Here is a 19,622-nt window from a genome sequence, read left to right as displayed (position 1 = left end):
TGCTGCGCAGTGTATGTTTTGAAAACTGAAGAAGAAAGTCAGCTTCTTTCAAATTTACTGATAGATTGCCCGGCATGGCTTTTCCTCCCGAACAGGTCCCGCTGTTTCTGGCCGTGCTGGACAGCGGCTCGTTTTCCGCCGCCGCGCGCCGGCTGGGGCGCGTGCCGTCGGCCGTCAGCATGGCCGTTGCCCAGCTGGAGGCCGAGCTGGACCTGCAGCTGTTCGACCGCAGCGGGCGCGAACCCCGGCCCACCGCCGCGGCCCGTGCGTTGGAGCCGCAGGCACGTCTGCTGGCCGCCCAGCTGCAGCAGCTCAACCAGCAGGCCCAGGCCCTGCACCAGGGGCTGGAAGAGCGGCTGACCTTTGCCATTGCGCCCGAGCTGCTGTCCACCGGCTGGGCCGATGGCCTGGTGCCGCTGGTGCAGGAATTCCCCGCACTGACGGTGGAGGTGCTGGCCGCGCCACAGGATGATGCGCTGGAGCTGCTGCACGCCGGCCGCGCCCAGCTGGCCCTGGTGTTCGAGCGCCCGGCGATTGACGGGCGCGAGGACTTCCAGGAAATGGGCCAGGAAACCCTGGTGGCCGTGATGGCCCCGCAGTTCGCCCCCTGGCGCGCCGCGCTAGCCGCCCATGCACCCGGGGGGCCCGCCCCCCAGCTGAACGTGGACCAGCTGGCCGCCACGCGCCAGGTGCTGGTGGCCAGCCGAGACCCGCAGCAGACCGATCCGCGCTTTGTGTTTGCCCACCAGCAGTGGCGCACCGACAGCCACCAGGCGGCGCTGTCGCTGATCAGCACCGGCCTGGCCTGGGGCTGGCTGCCCAAGGGCCTGGTGGAAGCCCACATTGCCGCCGGCACGCTGCTGGAGATTCCCGTGCAGAACCTGAGCAACGGCACCACCTTGTTCGTGGACTGGGTCTGGTCCAAGGAGCGGCCCCTGGGCCTGGCCGCGCAGCGCTTTGTGCACATGCTGCGCGAGCGCCCCGCGCACTGAGCACCGGACACTGAGCACTGCAGATGCCTGCTGGCGCAGCCCGCGGATTTATGGCACAACAGTTGCAGCAGTGCTTGTGGATGGCACAAGCAGCTACGGTTTTGCCAGCATTTCCCTCTGCACCAGGAGCCGCCTGCCATGGCCACCAAGAAAGCCGCACCCCCTTCCACACCCGCCTCCCCGTTCACCAGCCGCGATGCGGCGCTGCGCAAGCGCTGGCAAAGCTGCCAGCCGGGCACCCCGCAGGCCGGCAGCACCGGGCGCTTTGTGGACCTGTCGCACTTCGATCCGGCCGGAAAACCGTTTGCCACCGGCAAAGGCAAGTCGCAGGACAAGGCCAGGGTGCTGGAGCTGGCTGGGGAGCTGGACGGGCTGCAGAACATCTTCTACGCCGACCGGCGCTACAAGCTGCTGGTGATCCTGCAGGGCATGGATGCGGCCGGCAAGGACGGCACCTTGCGCGGCGTGTTCGGCCAGATGTCGCCACTGGGCGTGCGCACCGTGGGCTGGAAAGCACCCACCGAAACCGAGAAAGCCCACGACTATCTGTGGCGCATCCACCAGCAGGTGCCGGGCGCGGGCGAGGTGGTGGTCTTCAACCGCAGCCAGTACGAAGACGTGCTGGTACCCGTGGTCAACGGCTGGCTCACGCCCGAACAGCAGCAGCAGCGCTACGCGCAGATCAACGACTTCGAGCGCATGCTCAGCGAGACCGGCACCCTCGTTGTCAAGTTCATGCTGCACATCAGCCAGGACGAGCAGCGCCTGCGCCTGCAGGAGCGCCTGGACGACCCGGCCAAGCACTGGAAGTTCGACCAGAACGACCTGCAGGTGCGCGCCCAGTGGCACGACTACCAGCAGGCCTATGCCCACCTGCTGGCCGCCACGCACACGCCTTGGGCGCCGTGGACCATCGTGCCGGCCGATTCCAAGACCCACCGCAACCTGATGGTGGCCACGCTGCTGCGCGAGCTGCTGCACAACCTGGATCTGCGCTACCCGCCCGGGGACCCGGCACTGGAAAAAATCACCGTGGTCTGAGTGCGTGTCCCCCTGGGCCTAGGGACAGCGTCTATGGACGCCCTGCGCCGCGGCACCGAGCATGGATGCCTTGCCACACCGTTCCCGTACTGGAGCCCTACCGATGATTGACCGCCGCCTGTTTCTGTCCCGCAGCACCGCTCTCTGCACCGCGGCCGCCCTGCCCGCCTGGGCCCAGAGCCCCTGGCCCGCCCGGCCGATCCGGGTGGTGATTCCCTATGCCGCCGGCGGCGTCACCGACAGCGTGGGGCGCCGGCTGATCGACCAGATGGCCCAGGCCCTGGGCCAGCCCATGGTGGTGGAAAACAAGGGCGGTGCCGGCGGCACCGTGGGCATGGCCGAGGTGCTGAAGGCCGCGCCCGATGGCTATACGCTGGCCCTGACCGCCATCAGCCCGCTGACGCTGTCGCCCCACCTGATGAAGCTGCCCTACGACCCCGCCAAGGACGTGGTGGCCGTGGCACCGATGATGTATTCGCCGGTCTATCTGCTGGCCACGCCGGCCTTCCAGGGCAAGAGCTGGGAAGACCTGATCGTCCAGGCCAAGGCCCAGCCGGGCACCATCCGCTTTGCCACCTCCGGTGTGGGCTCGGTGGGCCACATCATGCTGGAGCAGATCCAGCACCAGACAGGTGCGCAGTTTGTGCATGTGCCCTACAAGGGCGTGGGCCAGACGGTGAACGACGCCGTGGGCGGGCATTTCGAGATCATGACCGGCAACCCCTACGGCACCATCAACGGCCTGATCACCCAGGGCAAGCTGCGCGTGCTGGCCACGACCGGCCCGCAGCGCGCACCCAACCAGCCCCAGATACCCACGCTGGCAGAAAAAGGCCTGGCGGCGGCCAACATCACCTCGCTGTTCGGCTTTGTGGCGCCGGCGCGCACCGCCAGCGACGTGGTGCAGCGCCTGAGCAGCGTAGTCCAGGCCCAGTTGGCCACGCCCGCCATCCAGGAAGCACTGCGCAGCACCGACAACGTGGGCCTGCAGATGAGCCCGGCGGAATTTGGCAACCTGCTGCAGCAGGAAAGCCGCGCCAATGCGGACATCATCCGCAAGGCCCGCATCACGCTGTAAGGCCTCCGCAGGCCTTGCCGCCTGCGCGGCGGCAGGCCTGCGTCAGAACTGCCAGGCCAATGCGCCCAGGCCGGCAAATTCGGCATGGAAACGGTCACCGGCCTGCAGTTGCATGCAGCCGCACCAGGTGCCGGTGGTGACCACCGTCCCGGCCGGCACACTGCCGTAGGCCTGCGCCACATGCTGCAGCCAGTCGCGCAGCAGCCAGGCCGGATCGCCCAGGCTGTGCGTGCCGGTAAAGACCTGCGGCGCGCCGCCGTTGAGCGTGACGGCGCAGGTCTGCGCACTCCAGTCCCGCCCCTGCAGCACGTCCATGCCCTGCCAGTCGCCCAGCAGCAGGCCTCCGTGGCACTGGCCGTCGGCCAGCTGGGCCAGCGCGGGGGCCTTCAGGCCATCGCGCCAGCGCACGTCCACCCACTCCAGTGCCACGCACCAGGCATCCACCAGCGCCAGCGCAGCGGCGTGGTCCAGCGCCGCGGCCTGTTCGGCCGAGACCGCGCTGCCGATGCGCAGCGCAATTTCCGCTTCGGCGCCGCGCAGCTGGAACACCGGTCCGGGCGGCGGCGCTTCGGCCAGACCGCTGAGCACCCCCGGCTCCGGCAGAGGGACATGCACCAGGGGCTGGGCACGGCCGGGGCCGCCGCTCTTCCAGTAGCGCGGCGCACGGTCGGCAGGCCACCAGCCATAGGTCTGCGCCAGTGCGCGCTGCACGGCGCGGGCATCATCCGGTCCGCGCAGCAACGGTGCGACATCGGCCCCCAGGGCCTGGGAAGCGCCCAGCTTGCGCGACCACCACAGCGCATCGGCCATGGCATAGGCGTCTTCGTGCAGGTCGGGGGCCTGCTTGCTCCAGTCCGGCAGCACGTCGTGCTGGTCCTGCAGCGCGGGGGCCAGGCCGATGGGGGGGGTGTTGGCAAAGGGGGCAGGACCGCTGGCGCACCAGCCGTCCTGGCAATCGTTCTTTTCAGGCATGGTGCCGATGATGGCAAATTCCGCGTCCGCCTGTGCGGCCCGCAGGCTTTGCGCCACCTCCAGGTGACCCTAGGCGCTGCCAGGGCATGCACCGCGACAAGGGTTTTCCGCGCTGGCGCACGGCTTTCGCGCGGGAAACACTGCAACAGAAGGCTTCTGTTGCAATCACTTTGTCCGAAAGTTAGACACCGATCCAAGATCATGCGCAAAATGCATGAGAGCGCAACCAACTGGCCTTGGACAGCATCCGCCGCTGTGCCTACTCTGGAAAAAAAGCAGGCGGATGCCGCCCACTCGCGCAGCGGGCGGCATCCATTCCATCTCCACCCAGGCCCTACCATGCAAGCCTCCAGTACCTCCGCATCCAAACCGGCACATGCGCTGCCCTCCTACCTCAACGCCCATGACCTCGGCCCCTGGGGCAACTACCTGCAGCAGGTAGACCGGGTCACGCCCTATCTGGGCTCGCTGGCGCGCTGGGTGGAAACGCTCAAGCGTCCCAAGCGCATCCTGATCGTGGATGTACCGATCGAACTGGACAACGGCACCATCGCCCACTTCGAGGGCTACCGCGTGCAGCACAACCTGAGCCGCGGCCCCGGCAAGGGCGGCGTGCGCTTCCACCAGGATGTGACGCTGTCCGAAGTGATGGCACTGTCTGCCTGGATGTCGGTGAAGAACGCGGCCGTGAACGTGCCCTATGGCGGCGCCAAGGGCGGCATCCGTGTCGATCCCAAGACGCTGACCCGCGGTGAGCTGGAGCGCCTGACACGCCGCTACACCAGTGAAATCGGCATGATGATCGGTCCCTCCAAGGACATCCCAGCGCCGGACGTGAACACCAACGGCCAGATCATGGCCTGGATGATGGACACCTACTCCATGAACACCGGCGCCACCTCCACCGGCGTGGTCACCGGCAAGCCGGTGGACCTGGGCGGTTCGCTGGGCCGGGTGGAAGCCACGGGCCGCGGCGTGTTCACCGTGGGCGTGGAAGCGGCCAAGCTCACCGGCCTGGCCATCCAGGGTGCCCGCGTGGCGGTGCAGGGCTTCGGCAATGTGGGTGGTACGGCCGGCAAGTTGTTTGCCGATGCCGGCGCCATCGTGGTGGCGGTGCAGGACCATACCGGCAGCATCTACAACGCCAAGGGCTTTGACGTGCCCGCACTGCTGGAGCATGTGGGCAATACCGGCGGTGTCGGCGGCTTCAAGGGCGGCGACAAGCTCAAGAATGAGGAGTTCTGGGGCGTGGACTGCGACATCCTGATTCCCGCCGCACTGGAAGGCCAGATCACGGCCAAGAATGCCGGCAAGATCAAGGCGAAGATGGTGATCGAAGGCGCCAACGGCCCCACCACCCCGGAAGCCGACGACATCCTGAACGACAAGGGCGTGCTGGTGCTGCCCGACGTGATCGCCAACGCCGGCGGCGTGACGGTGTCCTACTTCGAATGGGTGCAGGATTTCTCCAGCTTCTTCTGGACCGAGGACGAAATCAACGCCCGCCTGGTGCGCATCATGCAGGAGGCCTTTGCCGGCATCTGGCAGGTGGCGCAGGAGAACAAGGTGTCGCTGCGCACCGCCACCTTCATCGTGGCCTGCAAGCGCATTCTGCACGCCCGCGAAATGCGCGGTCTGTACCCATAAAGCCTGGACCGCATCCAGTCTGCAGGGGCCGCGTCAGCGGCCCTTTTTGCGTGGCCGCCGACCGCGGACGTCAGGGTGCGCTGCGTTGCAATGCCCAGGCGTGGCGCTGCAGGGTCTGGCGCGCCAGGTGGAGCACCGGGGCATCGACCATGCGGCCGTCCAGCACGCACACCCCGCCCTGCGCGGCCTCCATGGCCTGCACCACCTGCCGGGCACGCTCTACGGCTTCGGGCGTGGGTGCAAACACCGCATGCACGCAGGCCACCTGTGCCGGATGGATGCACAGCTTGGCGCCAAAGCCCATGCGCTGGGCACGCCGGGTGTCGGCGGTGGTGGTGGCTGCATCACGCGTGTCCACGGTCACCCCGTCGATGGGCTGCGCCAGGGCGCCCCGGCGCGAGGCCAGCACCAGGGCCATGCGCACCGGCAGCAGCTCGGCTTCGTCCGGCGCACACTGCATGCCCGCATCCACCTGAAAATCCAGATGGCCGAAGGCCAGCCGGGCCACCTGCGGCGCGCGGGCCAGGGCATCCGCGGCATCCAGCCCGGCCACCGACTCGATCAGCGGCACCAGCGCACAGGCGCTGCCCGCCGCGGTGGCCACGCCCTGCAGCGTATCGGCCGACTCGGCCTTGGGCACCACGGCACCGGCCACGCCCTGCCCGACCAGCTGCGCCAGCGCACGCAGATCCGGTGCGTGCCAGGCCGTGCCTGCGGCATTGATGCGCACCAGCAGGCGGGCACGCTGCGCCGGAGCAAGGTCGGCGCACGCGGCCAGCAGGGCGGCGCGGGCGCCGTCCTTGTCGGCCGGGGCCACCGCGTCCTCCCAGTCGGCAATCACCATGTCGGCACCGCTGGCCAGGGCCTTGGGCAGGCGCTCGGGGCGGTTGGCAGGGACAAACAGAAACGAGCAGGCGTGCTGCACCAGTGCGGACATGGCAGGGGTCTCCAGCTGACCGGAAGCGGTCAGAGGTATTCGGAAATTTCGATCAGGTTCAGATCGGGGTCGCGCACATACACCGAGCGTATGGGGCCGCGTGCGCCGGTGCGTTGCACCGGGCCGCATTCCACGGCGATGCCGTGTGCGGCCAGCTGCTGCTGGACCTGTTCCAGCGGCACGGCTGCAATGAAGCACAGGTCCAGCGAGCCCGGTGTGGGGTGCTGGGCCTTGGGTTCGAACTCCTTGCCCTGGAGATGCAGGTTGATCTTCTGCCCGTTCCAGACAAAGGCCTTGCGGCCTTCGCCAAACGTCTGCAGCTCCATGCCCAGCACGGTGCAGTAAAAGTGCACGCAGGCGGTCTCATGTGCGGTGGTCAGGACCAGGTGGTCCAGGCGGTCGATCAATGCGGTCATACAGGGCTTTATTCCATTGGCACGGCCGTCAGGATGGCGGCCGTGCCACAGCGGGGATTATTCGGCGGTGACGCCAGCGGCCTTGATCACCTTGTCCCAGCGGGCGACTTCGGCTTCCAGGTGCTTGCGCAGGCCTTCGGGGGTGGCTTTTTCGGGCGAGACCAGGTCGGAGCTGAGTTCGGCAATGCGCTTTTTCACGTTGTCGTCCTTCAGGGCCACGTTCAGCGCCTTGTTGATCTTATCGACCACGTCCTTCGGCGTGCCCTTGGGCGCGTACATGCCGTGCCAGACCTTCACGTCAAAGCCCTTCAGGCCCTGTTCGTTCAAGGTCGGGATTTCGGGCAGCGAGGACAGGCGCTCGGACGTGGTCACGCCGAACACCTTGGCGCGCTTGCCGTCCTTGATCACCGGCACCGTCTGCGTGGTCTGGTCGCACAGCAGGTCCACCTGGCCGCCCATCAGGTCGTTCATGGCGGGACCGGCACCCTTGTAGGGCACGGTGGTCAGCTTCACGCCCATCTGGTGCATGAACAGCATGCCGCACAGCTGCGACACGGCGCCGATGCCGGCATTGGCCAGCGAGACCTTGTCCTGGTTCTTCTTGACGTAGTCCTGCAGTTCCTTGAAGTTGCTGGCCGGGAAGTCCTTGCGCGACAGCAGCGTCATGGGCACATCCAGCACCTGGCCGATGTATTCAAAATCCTTCAGCGGGTCGTACGGCAGCTTTTTGTACAGCGCCGGCGCAGTGGCCATGCCCATGTGGTGGATCAGGATGGTGTAGCCATCGTTCTTGGACTTGGCCACGCGGGCCGGGGCAATGGTGCCGCCCGCGCCCACGGTGTTCTCCACCAGCACGGTCTGGCCCAGGCTCTGGCCCATGGGCACGGCGATCAGGCGTGCCACCACATCGGTGGGGCCGCCGGCGGTGTAGGGCACCACCAGCGTGATGGGCTTGTCGGGCCAGTTGTTGGCCATGGCGCTGCCGGCACCCAGGGCCAGCACAGCGCCTGCAGCGCAGGCACGCAGGGCCCAACGGCGGGAAGTGGAAGAACGGGTCATGGAGTGTCTCCTTAGGGTCACAGGGCAGGCATTTCTGTGGTGCCATTGCCCTCGGGGGAAAGCATGCCCGCAGCCCCCGCCGCAGACATGCCAGATTGGGTACCGATCAGGCCAGCAGCCGCGCCACGCGGGGCCACTGCGCGACCTGCCACAGCTGCTGCACCGCCTGCTGCACCTGCGCAGCAGGTACCTGGCTGCCGTAGGCGGCCAGGCGCAAGGCCTTGTCGGTGATTTCCTGGCGGCTCAGCGTGTTGCCCGGGTCGCCCTTGGGCTCATCCACGCGGCCGTGCAGCGTGCGTCCATCGGTGGTCTGCACCGTCACTTTGCCGATCCAGCGTTGCGGATAGGCGGCGTCGACTTCGGGGTCGAGTGCCATCGTGACTTTGTTGCGCAGGGCCACAGTGTCAGCGGCCAGATACTGTTCGTCGAATTCGGTCAAACCCGCATGACCAAAGCGCGCGGCCAGGGCCAGCACGGTGCCCATGGAGAACTTGCTCTGGTGCACCGTGGCAGGCGAGGTGACCGGCCCCAGCACATGAATGGCCCCCTGGTGCACATGGCAGATGACCTGGGCGATGTCGCCGATCTGCACGCCGTCACGTTGCATGACCTGCAGCAGGGCGTCGGCCGCCGGGTGCGTGTGGCGGCAGGAGGCATGCCATTTGAAGCTGGTCTCCGCCGTGGCCCAGCGCGTGCCCAGGCCATCGGTGAGGCGGGCGGGGTTGGCATCGGTGCTCATGCCCGCGGCCAGCCCTTGCGGGCCGGTGAAGATGTCCTGCGCACCGGTGAAGCCGTCCTGCGCGAGGTAGGCCGCCATCAGCCCGGCCGATGCCGCGTGCGCGGTGTGCAGCTGCTTGCTGTCGGCCGCGGTGCGCAGAAACTCCCACAGGCCGGCCGCCTGGGTACCGGCCGAACCCAGCGCATGCTGCATCTGTGCCGGCGTCAGCCCCAGCAGATTGCCCACCGCGGCAGCGGCCGCCAGCGTGCCGGCGGTGCCCGTGGTGTGGAAGATCTTGTAGTGGCTGCGGCCCAGGAATTCCCCCACGCGGATGCCCACTTCATAGCCGGCCACGCAGGCGGCCATCAGCTGCGCACCGCTGGCGCCCAGGCTCTGCGCCACGGCCAGGGCCGGCGGGAACACCACGGCGGCCGGGTGGAACACCGAGCCGTTGTGGACATCGTCCTGTTCGGCCACGTGCGCGGCCGCGGCATTGGCCAGCGCCGCCATCATGGGCGAGGTGGTGGCGCTCTGGCCGATCACTTCGCACGGCCCTTGCGCCGGGCCTTGCGACAGCGCGAAGCGCGCGATGCTGTGCACCGGGCGGGCGTTCTGCCCGGCCAGCACAGAGCCGAACCAGTCCACCCACAGGTCTTCGGCCTTGCGCTGCACGGCAGCCGGCACCTGGCTCCATTGCAAGGTGGCGGCGAACTGGGCCAGCGGGTGGATGGCGACTTGGTTTTCTGCTTTCATGGCGGTCTCCTGGGCGCTTGGCATGTCATTGCGATGTGCGTGGTGGGGCCGTGCTCAGGCCGTCTGTGCCTGCTGCAGCGCGGCCACCTGCTCCGCGCTCCAGCCCAGCTCGGCCAGGATGGCGGCGTTGTGCTGGCCCACGGCGGGAATCGGGTCCATGCGGTAGTCGAAGGCGCTGTTCACGCCCGGCGGCAGCAGCGCCTGCACCTCGCCCGCCGGCGTGTCCACGGTGCGCCAGCGCTGGCGTGCCGCCAGCTGCGGGTGGGCCCACAGGCCGGCCATGTCGTTGACGCGGGCGTTGGCAATCCCCGCCGTCTCCAGCCGCTCCACCAGCTGGGCCGCGGTGAGCACCTGGAATTCCTGCAGGATCAGCTCCTGCAGCGCCGCGCGGTGGGCGTTGCGGTTGGCATTGCTGTTGAAGCGTGCATCGGTGGCCACTTCGGGGCGCAGCAGCACGGCGTCGCAGAAGGCTTTCCATTCGCGCTCGTTCTGCAGGCCCAGCATCACGGTGCCGCCATCCCCGGCCTGGAACGGGCCATAGGGGTAGATGCTGGCGTGCGATGCGCCGGTGCGCGGCGGCGGCGTGGCGCCGTCGTAGGCGTAGTACAGCGGGTAGCCCATCCATTCGCCCATGGCTTCGAGCATGGACACATCGATGTGGCTGCCCTCACCCGTCTTGCCGCGCAGCAGCAGGGCCGAGAGGATGTTGGTGTAGGCGTACATGCCCGCCGCAATGTCGGCCACCGAAATGCCGGATTTGCTGGGCGTCTCCGGTGTGCCGGTGACGGACAGGAAGCCGGCCTCGCTCTGGATCAGCAGGTCGTAGGCCTTTTTGTCGCGGTAGGGGCCGTCGCTGCCGTAGCCGCTGATGTCGCAGACGATCAGCCGGGGGTTGTGCGCCTTCAGCGCCTCGTACGACAGGCCCATGCGTGCTGCCGCGCCGGGCGCCAGGTTCTGCACCAGCACATCGGCGCTGGCCAGCAAGGCCAGCAAGGCCTGCTTGGCCTGGGGCTGCTTCACGTCCAGCGCCAGGCTTTGCTTGCTGCGGTTGATCCAGGTGAAGTGCGAAGACTGGCCGTTCACGCGCTGGTCGTAGCCGCGTGCAAAGTCCCCGCTGCCGGGGCGTTCCACCTTGATGACGCGCGCGCCCAGATCGGCCAGCTGGCGCGTGCAGAACGGTGCGGCCACCGCATGTTCCAGCGAGACGACGGTGATGCCGTCCAGCGGACGGGGGCGTTCAGAGAGTGCCATGTCGGATGTCCCCCGGTGCTCAGAAGGAACGGGGCAAGCCCAACAGGTGCTCGGCCACGTAGGAATAGATCAGGTTGGTGGAGATGGGCGCCACCTGGTAGAGCCGCGTCTCGCGGAATTTGCGTTCCACGTCGTATTCGCAGGCAAAGCCGAAGCCGCCGTGGAACTGCAGGCAGGCGTTGGCCGCTTCCCAGCTGGCCTTGGCCGCCAGGTACTTGGCCATGTTGGCCTGGGCGCCCATGGCTTCGTGCCGGTCGAACAATTCGCAGGCTTTCCAGCGCATCAGGTTGGCGGCTTCCAGCTCGATGAAGGTTTCGGCAATCGGGAACTGCACGCCCTGGTTCTGGCCGATGGGGCGACCGAACACGGTGCGGTCCTTCACGTACTGGGTCACGCGGTCCATGAACCAGTAGCCGTCGCCGATGCACTCGGCGGCGATCAGCGTGCGCTCGGCGTTCAGGCCATCCAGGATGTACTTGAAGCCCTTGCCTTCTTCACCGATGAGGCTGTCTTCGGGCAGCTCCAGGTTCTCGAAGAACAGCTCGTTGGTCTCGTGGTTGACCATGTTGGGAATGGGGCGCACGGTCATGCCCTTCTTCTCGGCCTCGCGCAGGTCGACCATGAAGATGGACATGCCTTCGGACTTCTTCTTCACCTCGGTCAGCGGCGTGGTGCGCGCCAGCAGAATCATGAAGTCGCTGTGCTGGATGCGGCTGATCCACACCTTCTGGCCGTTGATGACGTATTTGTCGCCGCGCTTGACGGCGCTGGTCTTGATCTTGGTGGTGTCGGTGCCGGTGGTGGGCTCGGTCACGCCCATGGACTGCAGGCGCCAGGCGCCGCTGGCGATCTTGGGCAGGTACTTCTGCTTCTGCGCTTCAGAGCCATGGCGCAGCAGCGTGCCCATGTTGTACATCTGGCCGTGGCAGGCACCGGAGTTGCCGCCGCAGCGGTTGATTTCTTCCATGATGACCGAGGCTTCGGTCAGGCCCAGGCCGGAGCCGCCATATTCCTGCGGGATCAGCGCGGCCAGCCAGCCGGCTTCGGTCAGTGCGTTGACAAAGGCTTCGGGGTAGGCGCGCTCTTCGTCCACCTTGCGGAAATACTCGTCCGGAAAGCCTTTGCACAGGTCGCGGATGGCGTCGCGGATCTCGGGGTAGTTGTTGCTCTGGGTCTGTTCAATCATGGCGTGGTCTCTTCCAGCCGGAACGGCTGCTGGGCTGGCCTGCGGCGGTGCAGGCGGCCGGGGTGTGGTGAATGCGGGGGCCGCTCAGGCCAGCGTGGCGGTGGCCTGCATGGTCAGCCAGCCCTCGTGGTCCTGGGCCCACAGCGCGATGGTCTTGCCGTCGGCCGAAGGTGTGCCGTGCACGCTGAAGGCATGCAGGTCGAACGTGGGGCGCACGGCCTTGAAGGCAAAACTGGCCAGCTGCGCGCCAGGCACGCTGCGGCGCACCAGGTCCACCAGCAAGGTGGCGATCAGCGGACCGTGCACGATCAGGCCGGGATAGCCTTCCACCTGGGTGACGTACTGGCGGTCGTAGTGGATGCGGTGGCCGTTGAAGGTCAGCGCGGAGTAGCGGAACAGCAGCACATCGTCCGGCACGATGGTGCGCGACCACGCGGCCTGGCCGGCCAGCGGCGGGGTCTGCGGGGGCGGTGCAGCTTCGCCAGGCTGTGCCAGCGGGCGGTAGACGATGTCGTGCTCCTCCGTCAGCGCCACGCCCCGGGCGTTGCGGAACTGGTGCTCCACCTGCACAAACAGCAGCTCGCCCGAGCGGCCGGCCTTGTGCTTGACCGACTGGATGGTGGAGGTGCGTTCCACCTCCTGCCCGACCTGGAGCGCGTTGCCGCTGTCCCAGCGCAGGCGGCCGCCCGCCCACATGCGGCGCGGCAGCGGCACCGGCGGCAGAAAGCCGCCGCGCCGGGGGTGGCCGTCCAGGCCGATCTCGCTCTGGCGCGCATGCGGCAGGAAATACAGCCAGTGCCACAGCGGCGGCACCACGCTGCCGGGTACGGGCGGGGCATCGTCACGGTCCAGCGTGGCCGACAGCGCACGCAGCGGCGCCGTGGTGATGCTGTCGGGCGTGGTCTCGGACTTGCCTTGCCAGGTTTGCAGATGGGCCAGGGCGGCGGCGTCGATCAGGGGGGAGAAATCGCTCATGGTGCGTGCAGTCCAAAGCCCAGACACACAAGCCGGGCCGATGGCGCATCTTGGCGCTGCCATCCCCTGTCTACAATCACACAGTTTGCAAGCCATCCTTCCGTTTTTTGGAAGGCTCTCCGTTTTAAGTAGAAACCCTCTGCCGCCATGCAACTGGAACTCAAGGACCTGCGTCTATTTCTTTTGATAGCACAGACAGGAAGCCTGACACGTGCTTCAGAGCAGTCTCATCTGTCGCTGGCGGCGACCAGCGCGCGCATCAAGGCGCTGGAGGAGCAGGCCGGCATGCCTTTGTTGATTCGAGAGGCTCGCGGGGTGCGCCTGTCGCCGCCAGGCGAGGCCTTTCTGCACCATGCCCGCGCCATGCTGGAGCAGACCCGCCAGCTGCAGGCCGATCTGCAGGAATACGGCGCCGGCCTGCGCGGCCATGTGCGCGTCTTTGCCAACACCACGGCGGTGACGGAGTTCATGCCCGACATCCTGGCCGCCTACCTGATGCAGCACCCGCACATCAGCGTGGACCTGCAGGAGCGCCCCAATGCCCACATTGCGCACGACATCCGCGAAGGCCGGGCGGACCTGGGCATCATCGCCGGCGAGGTGGACACCCACGGCCTGACCAGCCTGCACTTCAGCACCGACCGCCTGGTGCTGGTCACCCCGGACACACCCGCCTGGCGCAGCCACCAGCAGATCGCGTTTGCCCAGGTGCTGCACGAGCACTTTGTCGGCATGCACCGCCACAGCACGCTGCAGACCTTTCTGGACCAGATCGGCCAGCAGCTGGGCCACACGCTGCGGCTGCGCATCCAGCTGTCCAACTTCGACGCCATGTGCCGCATGGTGGCCGCCGGCGTGGGGGTGGCCGTGGTGCCGGAAAGTGCGGCGCTGCGCCATCGCAGCCAGAGCCCGCTGCACCGCGTGCAGCTGCAGGATGCCTGGGCCGTGCGCCCGCGCTACATGCTGCTGCGCGAAGGGCAGATGCCCTCCCCCCATGTGCAGGCCTTGATGGATGCCATCCAGGCCTACCACCTGCCCCAGGCCGCGCCGCAAGGGGCCGGTGCACCCGCCGGATAAGCCACCGCCAGGCCACAAAAAAGCGGCCCCGAGGGGGCCGCAACGATGGATCACTCACACAAGCCGTTTCAGTGCGCGTCTGCCAGCTCCTGCGCCTCGATCTGCGGATAGAACTCCCGGTCCTCGCGCAGCATGCGTTCGTGCAGCTTGCGCAGCACCAGGTTGGCGTCGTCGCGGAAGCCTTGGGCATCCTCGCGCACGCGCTGGCTGGTGTTCCAGCGCCGCGCAAACGCGTCGTAGGCCGCAGCGATCGGCACCATGTCGCTCTGGTAGTGGCGCGCCAGCCGGGCCAGATCGCTCTGGTGGTCGACCTGCAGCGCCGGGTACAGCACCTGGTCCTCTACCGCCAGGTGCAGCTTGATCAGCGCGCTCATGGCCACAATGCCCTGGGCAATTTCCTCGGCATGGGTGTCCGCGCCGGCGCGGGCCAGATCCCGCAGCTCGGCGATGCGGCGCTTGATGTCGCCATGCTGGTGCTTGAACTTGTCGATCTGCATCACACGCCTTTCACCAGCACGGCATCGGCCGGGGCCGCAGGCGCCGGGGTGTCAAACAGTCCACGCACCACCTGCCAGCTCACGCACAGGGCGCCGACGATGAAGACCACATCCCCGAAGGTGCGCACCCAGCGCAGGGTCTGCAGGAAGGGCTGCTGCAGGAAGGCTTCGCTGCGGGCGTACCACAGGCCTTCGCTGACGCTGGCGTGGAACTGGAACAGGCCGATGGGCAGCAGGCTGGTGAACATCATCAGCGCCAGACCGGCGTTGAGCCACCAGAAGCCGGTGCGCATCAGGCTGTCGCTGAACACCAGCTGCGGGCGCACATAGCGCAGCACCATCAGCGTGAAGCCCAGGGCCAGGAAACCGTAGACGCCGAACAGCGCGGCATGGGCATGCACCGGCGTGGTGTTCAGGCCTTGCAGGTAGTACAGCGAGATGGGCGGGTTGATCATGAAGCCGAAGACCCCCGCCCCCAGCATGTTCCAGAACGCCACGGCCACAAAGCACATCAGCGGCCACTTGAGGTGGGCCATCCAGGGCGTGCGGTGCTGCAGGCGCCAGTGTTCCCAGGCCTCATGGCCCAGCACCACCAGCGGCACCACTTCCAGTGCGCTGAACGATGCGCCCACGGCCATCACCGGGGTGGTGGTACCCGCGAAGTAGAGGTGGTGGAAGGTGCCGGGTACGCCGCCCAGCATGAACAGCGAGGCCGAAGCCAGGCTGGCCGCCGTGGCCATGCGGTAGGACACCAGACCCAGGGTCGAGAAGATGAAGGCCAGCGCCGTGGTGGCAAAGACCTCGAAGAAACCTTCCACCCACAGGTGCACCACCCACCAGCGCCAGTACTCCATCACCGACAGGTGGGTGCGTTCGCCGTAGAACAGGCCGGAGCCATAGAACAGCCCGATGCAGACCACCGAGCAGGTCAGCAGCGCCAGCAGGTTCTTGTCCTGCCCGCTGGGTGCCAGCAGCGCAGGGAAGATGCCGCGCGCCATCAGCACCAGCCAGAAGACGATGCCGGCGAACTTGCCGATCTGCCACAGGCGACCCAGGTCAACGTACTCATAGCCCTGGTGGCCCAGCCAGAAGTTCCATTCCGGCGGCAGCACCTGGGCAATGGCGAAGTAGTTGCCGATGAAGGAGCCCACGCACACCACGACCAGGGCCCAGAACAGAATGTCCACGCCCAGCTTCTGGTACTTGGGGTCCTTGCCGCCGTGGATCAGCGGTGCCAAGAACAGGCCGGCCGCCAGAAAGCCGGTGGCAATCCAGAACAGGGCGCTCTGGATGTGCCAGGTGCGCACCAGCGCATACGGGAACCACTGCGACACATCCACGCCGTAGAACTGCTGGCCTTCGACCGTGTAGTGGGCGGTGAAGCCGCCCAGGAACACCTGGGTGGTGAACAGCGCCACCACCAGGAACAGGTACTTGCCCAGGGCGCGCTGCGACGGGGTCAGTGGCACGCGGCTGAGGGGATCGTGCACCGGCGGGGTGGGATCGTCTTCCTCCTGCTTGCGCAGGAAGGACCAGCCCCAGACCAGAAAGCCCACGCCGGCCATCATCACCACCACGCTCATGATCGACCAGACCAGGTTCTCCCCCGTGGGCTGGTTGCCGATCAGCGGCTCGTGCGGCCAGTTGTTGGTGTAGGTCGCGCCGCTGCCGCCCACATCGGCCGGGCGTTCGGTCGCGGCGGCCCAGGCCGTCCAGAAGAAGAAACCCGCCATCTGCGCGCGGCGTTCCGCGCTGGGCAGGGTGTTTTCCTTCATGGCGAAATGCTCGCGGCTTTTTTGCAGCGCCGGGGCATCGCTGAACAGCTCGTCGTAGTACCGCGCCGTACGCGCAATGGCCTCGGCCCGCAGGTCCGACACCGTGGCCGTGCCCGTGGCGGCATCGAAGGTGTTGCTGCGGTATTCGGTCTTGAGCCGGTCGCGCAGCACGGCCTGGGCGGCGGCATCCAGCTGGGCAAAGGGCTTACCCTGCTCACGCTCGGCCGCCACCTCCAGCCAGGCCGTCAGTTCGCGGTGCAGCCAGTCGGCCGTCCAGTCCGGCGCCTGGTAGGCGCCATGGCCCCAGATGGAGCCCAGCTGCATGCCACCAACCGACTGCCAGGCCGTCTGGCCGTCGAGGATGCTTTCCTGCGTGTAGAGCACCTCCCCGCCGGCCGTGGCAACGCGGTCCGGAATCGGCGGCGCCTGGCGGTAGACCTCGCGGCCGTAATAGCCCAGCAGGCTGAAGGTGACGATCAGCACCGCGATCAAGGCCAGCCAGTGTTTGCGGTAGCTACCCATGGTGCACCTCCGGGGCCGCCACGGCGGCTGCAGGGTGGTGGTTCAACGAAGTGTTCATAGTGCCTTGCCTGTAACGATGGATGGCAGGCTGTGAGCAAAGCCGGGGCCAGCCCTATCAGGCAATCAAATCAAACACTTGCGACACCACCAGGTTTTTTTCACCCCATCTCAAGAGGTGCAAATCACCCGGCGCAGGGTCATAAACACCCTACCTCACCACGACATCCGGCCACGGCCACACACACGGACTTCGGCAGGGACACCGGGGCGGTCAGAGGCGGCTGGAGCGCGATGCGGCCCACAGGCTGTTCATCTCGGCACAGAATGGCTGGGCGCATTCGGCGCGGCCCTGGTACTGGCAGCCAGCGCGGTTGCATTGGCCGTCGCTGCCATGCTGCTGGCGCTCGCGCGGCAGCTGGCCGCTGGCCTGTTGCTGGGCCATGTGCAGCCAGGGATCTCCGCCCCGCGCCAGCAGGGCCTGGTAGGCCTCCTGCGGCAGCATGCCGGCGGGCAACAGGCCCGCCGTGACCGCCTGCTGTGCGACCTGGCTGGCCGCCATCGGCATGGGCTGAAACTCCAGCTGCAGCACGGCACTGGTGCGCATGGCCTGGGTCTGCGCCGCGGGCAGTCCTTGCGGCGCCAGCACCAGGCCGAACGTGGCATTGGCCAACTGCTGCACACTGCTGCCGTAGGGCAGCAGCAAGGCCCCCAGGGCACTGCCGGACAGTGCCGGACCGCCTCCTGCCAGCTGCGCCCCCAGCGCCTGGCCCAACACGCTTTGCGCCTGGGCCCAGGCCACGGGAACCCGCAGCGTCAAGGTGAAAGCCCGCTCGCCATCCGGGCCCTGCAGCACGCCCTGCTGTACCAGCCAGTTCTGCAACGCCGGCAAGGCGGGCCGCACGGTGGCCGCTGGCGTGCCGGCTCCAGCCGTCTGCCCGGCAGCACCGGAAGCACCTGGCGATGCGGCCGACGCCGCTGCCGCGCCGGCACCTGCGGGCGCCTGTGGTGCAGGAGCAGCGGACGCGGGGGTGGTTGAAGGCGGGACCGGTGCCCCCGCCGTACTGCCGGCCCCGCTTTGCAGCACCGCCTGGGCCAGCGCCGCAGGCCAGGACTGCACGCTGAGCAGTTGCTGCGGCAGCGGCTGGCCGGCCGAAGCCTGCTGCACCAGGGCGGCCAGCAAGGCCTGCCACTGGGGAGTGACCCCACCCGCCGGCCAGTTGGCGGGCAGCTGCACCGTGCCCCCCTGGATCTGCTGCACCAGTTGGGACACCAGCTGGGCAAAGGCCTCGGCCTTGATCGCCTGCTGCGCCTGGGGTGACAGGTTGACGGTCTTGGCCAGGGCCGCCTGCGCCGCCGCCAGGATGGGTGCCACCTGGGCGGCAGAGGCCACGCCCGAGACTGGCAACACGGCACCGGCCGCACTGGTGGCGGCCGTGGGCGCCGCAGCGGCAGGGGCTGCGGTCGGGGTGAGCGAGGAAGGCAGGGAGGTGGTCACGGCCCGACTGTAGAACAGTTGCGCCCGCCAGGCCCTACGGGCATGCCCGGCGGCACCCTGAACGCGCTGCCGTGAGGGTCGCTGGCGCTGCAGGCCACCGTGGCAGGGCGTGCCATGTTTCCACCTGGCTGAGGGTGCGCACCGCGCCTTCAGGCGTGGGCAGGATAGAACAGCTTGCGGGTGGTGGTGGACTGCACGGCCCGGGCGATGGCGCCGATATGGTCGGGCGTGGTGCCGCAGCAGCCGCCGACGATATTCACCAGGCCTTCGGCCGCAAATTCATGCACCAGGCGGCCGGTGATGTCGGGGGTCTCGTCAAAGCCGGTGTCGCTCATGGGGTTGGGCAGGCCGGCATTGGGGTAGCAGCTGATGAAGGTGTCCGGTGCAGCCTTGGCCAGCTCCTGGATGTAGGGGCGCATCAGCGTGGCACCCAGCGCGCAGTTCAGGCCCACCGACAGCGGGTTGCTGTGGCGCACGCTGTGCCAGAAGGCGGTGACCGTCTGCCCGCTCAGAATGCGGCCCGAGGCATCGGTGACGGTGCCGCTGATCATGATGGGCAGTCGCTCGCCGGTGGCATCGAAGGCTTCCTCGACCGCGAACAGCGCGGCCTTGGCGTTGAGCGTGTCGAAAATGGTTTCCACCAGGATCACGTCCGCGCCGCCTTCGATCAGGGCCACGGTCTGCTCGAAATAGGCCTGGCGCAGCTGCTCGAACGTGACGTTGCGGGCCCCCGGGTCGTTCACGTCGGGGCTGATGGATGCGGTCTTGGGCGTGGGGCCCAGGGCGCCGGCCACATAGCAGATGCGGCCGTTGACGCTGTACTTGTCGCAGGCGGCGCGGGCCAGCTGGGCGCTCTTGAGGTTCATCTCGCGCGCCAGCTCGGCCATGCCGTAGTCCTCCTGCGCCACGGTCGTGGCGCCGAAGGTGTTGGTTTCGATCAGGTCCGCTCCGGCCGCCAGGTACTTTTCATGGATGTCACGGATCACGTCCGGGCGGGTGATGGACAGCAGCTCGTTGTTGCCCTTCACGTCGCGGGGAAAGTCGGTGAAGCGATCGCCTGCGCCATCGGCGCCGCTGTAGCCTTCGCCCCGGTACTGGGCCTCACCCAGCTTGAAGCGCTGGATCATGGTGCCCATGGCCCCGTCGAGGATGACAAGGCGTTGGGCCAGGGTGGCGGGCAGTTCTTGGGCGCGGGTGTAGGTGGGCAGGCTCATAACCCCCGATTGTAGGA

The 19,622-nt window shown here is 67.7% G+C and carries 17 protein-coding genes; 5 read left to right on the top strand and 12 right to left on the bottom strand.

The genetic code is table 11. The features are described 5' to 3' along the window. Positions 1-74: 74 nt before the first annotated feature. The 3 genes from KW830_RS12225 (at position 75) to KW830_RS12215 (ending at position 3,111) form a co-directional block, all read left to right on the top strand. Complete coding sequence (locus KW830_RS12225; RefSeq protein ID WP_218333327.1) at positions 75-992, top strand: LysR family transcriptional regulator; 918 nt, start codon at positions 75-77, stop codon at positions 990-992. 138 nt (positions 993-1,130) lie between these two features. Then, the gene (locus KW830_RS12220; RefSeq protein ID WP_218333326.1) at positions 1,131-2,033 is read left to right on the top strand and encodes a PPK2 family polyphosphate kinase; all 903 of its coding nucleotides are present in this window, start codon (positions 1,131-1,133) and stop codon (positions 2,031-2,033) included. Positions 2,034-2,136: 103 nt separating this feature from the next. Beyond that, positions 2,137-3,111 (top strand): tripartite tricarboxylate transporter substrate binding protein, encoded by a 975-nt coding sequence (locus KW830_RS12215; protein WP_218333325.1) that lies wholly within the window; start codon positions 2,137-2,139, stop codon positions 3,109-3,111. A gap of 42 nt (positions 3,112-3,153) precedes the next feature. Here KW830_RS12215 and KW830_RS12210 read toward each other — a convergent pair whose 3' ends face one another. Then, a complete protein-coding gene (locus tag KW830_RS12210; RefSeq protein WP_083520498.1) occupies positions 3,154-4,083 on the bottom strand; it encodes a fumarylacetoacetate hydrolase family protein in 930 nt (309 codons plus the stop codon). Between the two features lie 339 nt (positions 4,084-4,422). Between KW830_RS12210 and KW830_RS12205 the strand changes: the two genes are divergently transcribed. Then, a complete protein-coding gene (locus KW830_RS12205; protein ID WP_066538656.1) occupies positions 4,423-5,730 on the top strand; it encodes a Glu/Leu/Phe/Val dehydrogenase in 1,308 nt (435 codons plus the stop codon). Between the two features lie 70 nt (positions 5,731-5,800). Here KW830_RS12205 and KW830_RS12200 read toward each other — a convergent pair whose 3' ends face one another. From KW830_RS12200 to KW830_RS12170, 7 genes are all read right to left on the bottom strand, one after another. Continuing rightward, entirely contained in the window at positions 5,801-6,667 is an 867-nt protein-coding gene (locus KW830_RS12200; protein ID WP_218333324.1) for a CoA ester lyase, read from the bottom strand. 29 nt (positions 6,668-6,696) lie between these two features. Then, positions 6,697-7,074, bottom strand: coding sequence for a VOC family protein (locus KW830_RS12195; protein ID WP_066538653.1), 378 nt, complete (start codon positions 7,072-7,074; stop codon positions 6,697-6,699). A 66-nt stretch (positions 7,075-7,140) separates the two neighbouring features. Next, complete coding sequence (locus tag KW830_RS12190; RefSeq protein WP_066538649.1) at positions 7,141-8,142, bottom strand: tripartite tricarboxylate transporter substrate binding protein BugD; 1,002 nt, start codon at positions 8,140-8,142, stop codon at positions 7,141-7,143. Positions 8,143-8,248: 106 nt separating this feature from the next. After that, entirely contained in the window at positions 8,249-9,613 is a 1,365-nt protein-coding gene (locus KW830_RS12185; RefSeq protein WP_218333323.1) for an MmgE/PrpD family protein, read from the bottom strand. A 54-nt stretch (positions 9,614-9,667) separates the two neighbouring features. Beyond that, positions 9,668-10,864: a CaiB/BaiF CoA-transferase family protein gene (locus KW830_RS12180; RefSeq protein ID WP_218333322.1), complete on the bottom strand. Its 1,197-nt coding sequence runs from the start codon at positions 10,862-10,864 to the stop codon at positions 9,668-9,670. 19 nt (positions 10,865-10,883) lie between these two features. Next, entirely contained in the window at positions 10,884-12,050 is a 1,167-nt protein-coding gene (locus tag KW830_RS12175) for an acyl-CoA dehydrogenase family protein (protein ID WP_218333321.1), read from the bottom strand. Between the two features lie 84 nt (positions 12,051-12,134). Then, complete coding sequence (locus KW830_RS12170) at positions 12,135-13,025, bottom strand: MaoC family dehydratase N-terminal domain-containing protein (protein WP_218333320.1); 891 nt, start codon at positions 13,023-13,025, stop codon at positions 12,135-12,137. A 147-nt stretch (positions 13,026-13,172) separates the two neighbouring features. On the opposite strand from KW830_RS12170, the gene KW830_RS12165 reads away from it, so the two are divergent. Continuing rightward, positions 13,173-14,102 carry a LysR substrate-binding domain-containing protein gene (locus KW830_RS12165; RefSeq protein WP_218333319.1) on the top strand — a complete coding sequence of 310 codons (930 nt, stop codon included), beginning with the start codon at positions 13,173-13,175 and terminating at the stop codon, positions 14,100-14,102. A 68-nt stretch (positions 14,103-14,170) separates the two neighbouring features. Here KW830_RS12165 and KW830_RS12160 read toward each other — a convergent pair whose 3' ends face one another. The 4 genes from KW830_RS12160 to KW830_RS12145 all read right to left on the bottom strand — a co-directional run bounded on the left by KW830_RS12160 (position 14,171) and on the right by KW830_RS12145 (position 19,605). After that, complete coding sequence (locus KW830_RS12160; protein ID WP_218333318.1) at positions 14,171-14,599, bottom strand: hemerythrin domain-containing protein; 429 nt, start codon at positions 14,597-14,599, stop codon at positions 14,171-14,173. Further along, positions 14,599-16,896: a nitric-oxide reductase large subunit gene (locus tag KW830_RS12155; RefSeq protein ID WP_218333317.1), complete on the bottom strand. Its 2,298-nt coding sequence runs from the start codon at positions 16,894-16,896 to the stop codon at positions 14,599-14,601. The genes KW830_RS12160 and KW830_RS12155 overlap by 1 nt, the downstream gene beginning before the upstream one ends. 271 nt (positions 16,897-17,167) lie before the next feature. Continuing rightward, on the bottom strand, positions 17,168-18,391 hold the full coding sequence (locus tag KW830_RS12150; RefSeq protein WP_066538627.1) for a hypothetical protein: 1,224 nt from the start codon (positions 18,389-18,391) through the stop codon (positions 17,168-17,170). A gap of 149 nt (positions 18,392-18,540) precedes the next feature. Next, the gene (locus KW830_RS12145; protein WP_066538626.1) at positions 18,541-19,605 is read right to left on the bottom strand and encodes a homocysteine S-methyltransferase family protein; all 1,065 of its coding nucleotides are present in this window, start codon (positions 19,603-19,605) and stop codon (positions 18,541-18,543) included. Positions 19,606-19,622: the final 17 nt, after the last annotated feature.

This window comes from Comamonas sp. CMM03, assembly GCF_019218715.1.
In the GTDB taxonomy this organism is placed as follows: domain Bacteria; phylum Pseudomonadota; class Gammaproteobacteria; order Burkholderiales; family Burkholderiaceae_C; genus Comamonas; species Comamonas terrigena.
This window is presented reverse-complemented; position numbering and strand designations above follow the sequence as displayed.